This window comes from Idiomarina xiamenensis 10-D-4 (assembly GCF_000299895.1).
Classification (GTDB): domain Bacteria; phylum Pseudomonadota; class Gammaproteobacteria; order Enterobacterales; family Alteromonadaceae; genus Idiomarina; species Idiomarina xiamenensis.
In genome coordinates this window covers 50,642-57,911 of the sequence record NZ_AMRG01000017.1, presented here as the reverse complement: position 1 = coordinate 57,911, position 7,270 = coordinate 50,642, and the positions used below count along the sequence as shown (strand labels likewise).

At 47.4% G+C, this 7,270-nt stretch carries 7 protein-coding genes; 3 read left to right on the top strand and 4 right to left on the bottom strand.

Going from position 1 to position 7,270, the window contains the following annotated elements:
* Positions 1-1,019: hypothetical protein (locus A10D4_RS11745; protein WP_008489756.1), on the top strand; the 1,019-nt coding region annotated here is incomplete at its 5' end.
* 344 nt (positions 1,020-1,363) lie between these two features.
* Here the strand turns inward: A10D4_RS11745 and A10D4_RS11740 are convergent.
* From A10D4_RS11740 to A10D4_RS11730, 3 genes are all read right to left on the bottom strand, one after another.
* The gene (locus A10D4_RS11740) at positions 1,364-2,251 is read right to left on the bottom strand and encodes a hypothetical protein (RefSeq protein ID WP_051002121.1); all 888 of its coding nucleotides are present in this window, start codon (positions 2,249-2,251) and stop codon (positions 1,364-1,366) included.
* A 131-nt stretch (positions 2,252-2,382) separates the two neighbouring features.
* On the bottom strand, positions 2,383-2,991 hold the full coding sequence (locus tag A10D4_RS11735; RefSeq protein ID WP_008489753.1) for a mobile mystery protein B: 609 nt from the start codon (positions 2,989-2,991) through the stop codon (positions 2,383-2,385).
* 3 nt (positions 2,992-2,994) lie between these two features.
* On the bottom strand, positions 2,995-3,501 hold the full coding sequence (locus tag A10D4_RS11730; protein WP_237738548.1) for a mobile mystery protein A: 507 nt from the start codon (positions 3,499-3,501) through the stop codon (positions 2,995-2,997).
* Positions 3,502-3,837: 336 nt separating this feature from the next.
* Here A10D4_RS11730 and A10D4_RS11725 point away from each other — a divergent pair, with 336 nt between their 5' ends.
* Complete coding sequence (locus A10D4_RS11725) at positions 3,838-4,980, top strand: hypothetical protein (RefSeq protein ID WP_156812156.1); 1,143 nt, start codon at positions 3,838-3,840, stop codon at positions 4,978-4,980.
* A 41-nt stretch (positions 4,981-5,021) separates the two neighbouring features.
* On the opposite strand, the gene A10D4_RS11720 is transcribed toward A10D4_RS11725, so the two are convergent.
* Entirely contained in the window at positions 5,022-6,101 is a 1,080-nt protein-coding gene (locus A10D4_RS11720; RefSeq protein ID WP_008489749.1) for a cytochrome-c peroxidase, read from the bottom strand.
* A 205-nt stretch (positions 6,102-6,306) separates the two neighbouring features.
* Between A10D4_RS11720 and A10D4_RS11715 the strand changes: the two genes are divergently transcribed.
* On the top strand, positions 6,307-7,125 hold the full coding sequence (locus A10D4_RS11715) for a hypothetical protein (protein WP_008489748.1): 819 nt from the start codon (positions 6,307-6,309) through the stop codon (positions 7,123-7,125).
* Positions 7,126-7,270: the final 145 nt, after the last annotated feature.

Here is a 7,270-nt window from a genome sequence, read left to right as displayed (position 1 = left end):
GTGAGCTGTATTATTTTAAGGGGCAGTTACAATTGGAGTATTCTGAGAGGAATCATGGAGTTACCATAAACAGGCTTATAAGTTTTGCTCAGCATTACGGCTATCGAGATAAATGGATAGAAGCTACCATAAAAGAGGCTGTAAAGGAGAGGTTGATTGAGTGCTTGGAGCTGCCTAGTGACTCTGAAGACTTAGATACTTTTGAACTTTCAAGAGGAAAAAATTTCAGAATTTCTCCCATGGGAGTAGCAGTGTTAGGCTACATTATAAAAGAAGATGTTTATTTCGCTGTCAGCGCACCGTCAATTCCTTTCCACGAGGCTATAGAATATGAGGCAGCGAAGAGGAGTTTTAATAGCGTATTTTCGTTTATGGGTGAAAAAGGGACTGCCCAAGTATTCATAGATGGAGTAGACATAATACAAAAGTCTACTCTTCCAAAGCAAATTAAACATTATCTATCTACTAGATACGCAATGGAAAAGCCTTCGAATCAAGCTTTTTATTCGATTCCTGACATCGAGAGAGTTGAATCTAAACTTGCTGCATTTATATCTGCAGTAAAAAAGTCGTCAAGCGATAATACTCAGAGAAAAAGTAAAAGTCCGGAACAAATGGTTTTCTCCCTCAATGACGAGTTTCTGATTGAAAATAGTCCAGACGGGCAATACAGTAGAGACGAAATACTTACTTTAATCCCAGAGAAAGTATTGACGCTAAAATATGAAAACTCAGAGTATATCCCCTTAATATTTTGTGCAATTGTAATAAGATTTTCTCAAGGTTTCGAACATAGCTCAGGGATTGAAATCACTAAAACAATAAACGAATACATCATGCCAGAAGGAGAGGAGAAAGAATCCACCAATGTTTCTAGAGCTCTTCGCAGTGGAAAAGTTGAACGGCAACCATGGTTGATTATTCGACGCGATATTCATATAAAGTATAAAAATTTCTCCTTAGCTGATGACTGGAGAGAATATTGGATAACAGTTTTTGGTGATGAGCCTTTGATTTAGCTCTTTAAGAAACACTGGAAATGCTGTGACCCTATTTTTCTGGACTTTTTAGTACCTGTGTGCCAGTCGACTAGTTAGAACTATACGACAAGGTAGAATCGAACTCATTTTTTCGAGAAAGTTGGACAATAAACCAAAGTCCACACAAATCAAGGCTTTCGTTACTTTACTCTATATTTTAGCCTTTCTATTACTGGCCATGGTCCGAACTTCAACTTCCGCTCCGAACATGAAGCTGAAAGACTGCTACGAGTAAAGATCGAACTAAACTACAACGTAACCAAGCGTATACTTATCGCTCATTGTAGACCTTCGACCTAGTACCAAGAGCGGATATAGACACTTCAGCCGGTTGCCTCATCAGCGATGGGTGACATTGTTTTGTTAAGCGGCTTTGGACGCTCTAGCAACTGCAACAGCCCTAACATCAGGCCAAAGCCTAAAATGGGTCCTGCGCCATAGCCAATAAGCGGGGCTGGCGTAATTCCTACGGTTGAGCATAAAAATAGTACGGCATAGTATGCCGCTATGGCGGATAACCAGTGAGGCCCGTTAACAGATAGCATCCACAGCCCCACAATAAGCACGATGGCACAGACTATGATCGCGATCCCAGTCCATAATGAATGCCCTAGCGCTAAGGCAAATACTTCTTCTACATGTGGCACCGGTGCGAGCGGGTCGGGTAACGAAAATGCCCATAGGGCGAGGCATATAGCCGGAAGTGCGACAATAGCTAAGCGAATGACACCAAGCCGACACTGCACAGCAATAACCATTGCAGCGACCAGCAACGCCAGCACCTGAGACGCGTCTGGCTGCAACGTCAACAACAGAGCAGCCCCTAAAACAGCGGTGAGGGAAAGCATTTGACGCTTGCCATTTTTGTCAGAAAACATCGCACATGCGGCGATAAACGAGGGCAATAACAGCGGCGCGACATAAAGCCGCAATGACCCAATGGACATCCAACGTTTAGGCTCGGCCGAGTCGGCTAATAACGGTGTCGCCAGCCCGATTAAGGTCAAGATAACGATGACAAAGGCACTAAGCTGGCGGTTACCCCATTTGCTGATATAACGGCCCACCAAGGCGAGGCAGCAGGCTAGGAAAATAGCCAGCAAATGAGTCATCCAGACTGTTCCCCCCACCGCAGCGAGAGCAAGAACGATAAAACTGCCAACCAGCGACGGCACCGCGACGATGACTAATGATAGGTACGAAGAACGCATATTTTGCCTAATACTTATTGATTATACGTGCGCGCTTTACCGATGATTTAATTGATAGTAAGAGACTTAAAGGCACAACACAATAACACTAAAATCTCTATTCAGAAGCCAATGAACCCACCGAGCGTATTTCAATTACCTAAGCTTTGCAGATAGTTTAAAAACTCTGAGAAGTCGCCGCGATCGGCTTTTCTTAAACTTGAGATATACGCCGCACGTTCTTCGGTCATGTTTTCGAGTTTGGCGTTTGCCCACTTCATCGGCTTTTCATCGAGTAGGTATACTCGAACGATGTCGGTGAATATGCGCGAGTGGCGGCCGTTGCCATTGACGAATGGGTGGATTTGAACGAGGCGGTGTTGAATTCGGGCGGAAATTTCAAGATTGTCATAATGCCGGAACTCAATCCAGCACTTTGCATCTTCAAGAAAGTTGTGAAGATCTATCGCAATGTTTTTTGGTTCGACACCGATATTCAGCTCTCTTAGCCGGAAGCTACCGGCCCACACCCAAACCTCACCGAACAGTGCGTTGTGCAAATCCGTCACAAACAGGAGGTCAAAAATGCGCGCTAGGGTTGGTGATTTGAGCTGAGCCGCCCAGCGTTGTCCCTGCAGTATATTAGCCGCTTCCAATTCATTGAGTTGTTCACGAGTTTCGATATGCCGATGTCTCAAATTCTGCATATCATCAGGAGTTAGCGGCGTTGCGCCATCGGGGTTATCTACCAAATTTGTCAAATGTTATACCTTGGAATGGTTCCACAGCGCACGCCCTCCAGCTTCGATAAGTTGCTGCTTGAGCTGCTCGAATAGTCGCTTTTTTGCTTGTTCATCGAGAGCTTGAGCCTCCAAGAACATATTTTGAGTGTTGCTTTCTAAGCTTTCGACGGCAATCCTTGTTGCTTGCTCATCAATCATGTCTTCAACCGATTTTCTGGGTACTAACGCATAGGTCAGATCACAATTAAGCTGCTCGGCTAAATCCCTAAGTTGGTTCAAGGTGATATCACCGTCGGCTTCTTTTCGCTCCAGTACCGAAATTCGGTTGCGGCTTAACCCCGTTCTTTCACCGAGTTGCGCACCTGACATCCCTAGCGCCGTTCGCACGGTTCTTATCCAGCCCTGTTTTGGTTTTTTTTGCAGAGACTTTCCCGCCATCGCATTGACGATATTTCGATACTGATGCATCACGGTTTGCTTGACTATGTGCTTGGAATTAGTGCGGTTAGAATACATGATTGCGCTCACTTATCTGGATGCTTACCCGATAAAATGTATCCTTAAATTGATACAAAATCAAATTTTATGTATTCAATATTAAATACATAAATCTTTTAAAGTATTTAAATAAGAATACGTTAATTATTTTTTGTATTTACTTTTAAATACAAAAAAAATAATAGTAACCGTCTCATTTCTGTCGCCACGCAGTGCCGCCGACTCTAGGTCATTGTATAAATGTAGCGTTTAGCGCAACCACCATCCAGCCCCTTATCCCCACATTCGCTCGATTCGTCACAAACTCCACCGACAGCGCTCATCTGCGCTAGGCTTTAGTCGTGATGGAATGACACTAAGGACACCGTGCGATCGCTTTTGGGCTTATTACTGCTAAGTTTGCTACCGCTTTTTGTCCATGCAAGCGGAGATGCGGAGCATGTTTGGGTGTTTCCCTGCGCGGGCTGTAGCTACAACGATGCTCGGCAGTTGTTAATACAACAGGCGGCGCCGACGTTTCGTTGTGTGTCCGGTGAACCGGGGCGGCCAATTAGCATTGATAATCAGCGTTGCTATAGTCAGCCGCATTACGCGGCGGTGCTGGATAAGCGCACGCATACCTTATGGGGGTTCCGCTTAAGCCACACGCAGCAAGGTATGTATCCGCCATTGATGCAGTTGCAGGTGGTAGACCATGGCTTTACGCCTAACACTGAGGAACTAATACGCAATGGTGTGGCTTATACTCAAGCGCTAGGGGCGGCGCTGCAACGCGTAGCCAATCGTGTTGGTCGTAGCTTCACTAGCGCGCAACAACAGCAGGACTGGTTAGTACAAGCGAGTTCTAATCGCCGCGTCACAAGCACAGCGCAAGCGCCGTTTAGCTGTCAGCAGAGCAGCGAGTACCAAGCGGTGACGGCAGCTTTGTCGGGAGCCTTCCGTAACCGTCTGCGAACGGCGGTAAATGAGGCGTTTTTACAAGAAGACTTGAGCCTGTCGACTAACTTTGACGAAAAAACATTTAACGGTTTTGGTCTTGAGGTAAGCAAGGCTGGCGTTGGTGTGTCGGTCAGTTGGGACAATGAGCGGGTAGCGAGGTCGGTGATTTTTAATTACCCCGTACCCGATACGCTAGCGACCGAAGACCATCAGCACGGATCTCGGGTAGTATTCAACATCCGTCCTGAACAGCAATCGCTGACAATTAGTCTAGATGCCAGCAAAACTCATATCGGTGGTAGCTATTGGTCGGTGTTGGCAACCCCTAACTTGTCGCCACTGGAGCTATCACCCTGCGCGAAAATGGCGTTTGATCGGGTTTACCGGCGCTCGCAATCCACCGAGTTAGGCGTTATCGGCAGTCAACGCTATTACCCCAAACCCGCCGCCGGCCAGCCACTGCCGCCAAGCCATCAGCAACCCGACAATAGCTGGCAGTTGCAACAGTGCGAGGTACATTATTATGACGACAATGGCAGGCTATTAGTCACCTTTCGTGTACTGTGCTGAGGTTAAACGCCGATCCGTTGTAAAAAGCTTGTACCCTCACGCTACAGCATTTGCAAAAACGCCAGTAACGCCCGCCGCTCCTCTTCACTGAGTCGAAACGGCACCAGCAAGTCGCTGGTTTGCGGGTAATATATTGGAGTCGGTAACGGCTCTCGTGGCTGTGGTCTGGCACCGCCATGACTGTACATGTTCACAATACCGCCCAAATGCGGGAATAAACCGTTGTGCATGTAGGGTGCAGTATCTCGCAATTGCCGTAAACTTGGAGTTCTGAATTTACCCATATCGTGCGCATTAGCGGTAACCTCAAAGCGCCCCAAATCTTCATAAAACCGACCATAATAGTGTAGCCCGGTGTTATGAAACTGCTGGTCCGATAGTAACGGACCATTGTGGCATTTGATGCAACCCGCCTTGCCACGAAAAATATCTAGCCCCATCAGCTCTTGATCCGTCAGGCTTGCTTTAGCTTGTTGCCATTGTTGTTGCTTGATAGCGAGCAGAAATTGGTCAAGCCGATTAGGTGGTGACTGTAGCTGTTGCTCAAATTCGGCGATCGCTGCAGCGATTAACCGCCATTCGACAGCTTGGTCAGCATAAGCCGACCGCCATAACTGGCGATATGATTCGGCATTGCCCACGTAATTTACCACCGCGTCGGTGCTGTTCGCCATTTCCACCGGATCGGCCAATGGTATCGCTGCTTGATGTACTAAATCTGGGCTACGTCCATCCCAAAAAAAATGTCGCCATAATCGCGTATTGACTAACGCCGGCGCGTTGCGTTTTCCCATCGCACCTTGGCTGCCGCTAGAAACCTCTTGCGGATCTGCAAACGCATGCGCGGCTTGGTGGCATGACGCACAACTAACATCGCCAGTCGACGACAATTGTGGGTCGTGAAACAGTCGGGTTCCTAACGCCAGCACATCGGTATCGACTGCGGGCACAGCGGGCAGCATAGCTAAATCAGCGATAGCATCGTCAGGTAACGCCGGCCACATAATTTGTGGTCGCAGATAATGTTCCCACAATAATGCGGTTGCGTCAGTTTCCGCAGACGATGGGCCGACCTCGCTCAATAACGTGGTCGTGGTGATGAGTAACAGCTTTGCAAGCAAGAGATTGTTAGCCTATGACAGTGAGGTAATTAGTAAAAGGTGCTCATTATCGAATATATTATTGAAATTAAGAATCATTATCAAATAGAGGTTCCTGCTAAGATATTGTTAAGTTGTTTGGTATAACTTGCAGCTTTTCCATCATCTCTATAGTGTTATTTGGCATTGTGACAACACTCAATTTATCGCCAAGGGATTGATTACGATGACAGCGGTTCCCCAGTCAACATCGGCATTATTTGCTGTTCTTAAACAACAACTGAGCCGCCACCCGGCCATCACCTTGCTGGATAACAGCAACAACGGCGAGCTGTGTACTCGGCACGGCAATAGTCAGGGCGATGAGTTACGCGGTGTCGTCAGTTTTGCCGATTGGCAGCGCCGTATTGAGGCGACGGATATTGAGCAGGCGGCGGCGCGAGTCAAGGCAGACAACCTGAGTTGTTTGGTGTTACTCACCAGCGTAGGCATTAGCCGCGATGCGTGGCTGCAAGTGCAAATGGCACGTCAAGTAAAGTGCGTCACTCTGCGGCAACCGTTACAACTCGGTTGGCTGGACGACTTAGCCGAACGTATCGTTAACCGTCAGGTGATCATTCCGGAGCTGTCTGATTTTGTTTTTATGGAACAGCTTGATGGTCAACCACACCATTTTGAAATACCCGAGCGTGACGCGCTAGATAGCGAGGTTACCGATAGCGATATTATCGTGCGCGACGCCGCGGGCAACAGCCACACGCTGCATCAGGTGTATAAGCAAGAGGTCGAAGCCGCGCGCTTTAAAGGCGCTGGTCAGCGCCAGTTAAGCATTGAGTTTGCCGCCGGTAGCGAGCTGGTGCGACCCAATGGTCGGCGCCACGCTATCCATCATATGCAATTTAACTATCAACAGCGGGTTATCGAAGAAAACCTCGATTTGTCTGGTAACGACTTAATTGCACTGATTTTATTCAGCCTGTTTGAGGACTGTCACTTTGTGCTGTCGGCGCGCGGCGACATTTATGCGACTCAGCCCGCGCGTTAAAAGGTGAGCCGCTTCGCTGTACACGTCGTTAACAATCAGGTACTTGCAAAGTCGACCCAGACTGACACAATGATCTGCAAGTGAGGCAATTGAGTATCTGATGATAATGCTGCTTTTTGCGCCGTTTTAAACGCATGATTATCAG

What these genes read in the sequence shown, in the direction of transcription:
- A10D4_RS11740 (WP_051002121.1), bottom strand. Translation starts at nt 2,251, where the DNA reads ATGCGTTCTTCGTACCTATCATTAGTCATCGTCGCGGTGCCGTCGCTG.
- A10D4_RS11715 (WP_008489748.1), top strand. Translation starts at nt 6,307, where the DNA reads ATGACAGCGGTTCCCCAGTCAACATCGGCATTATTTGCTGTTCTTAAA.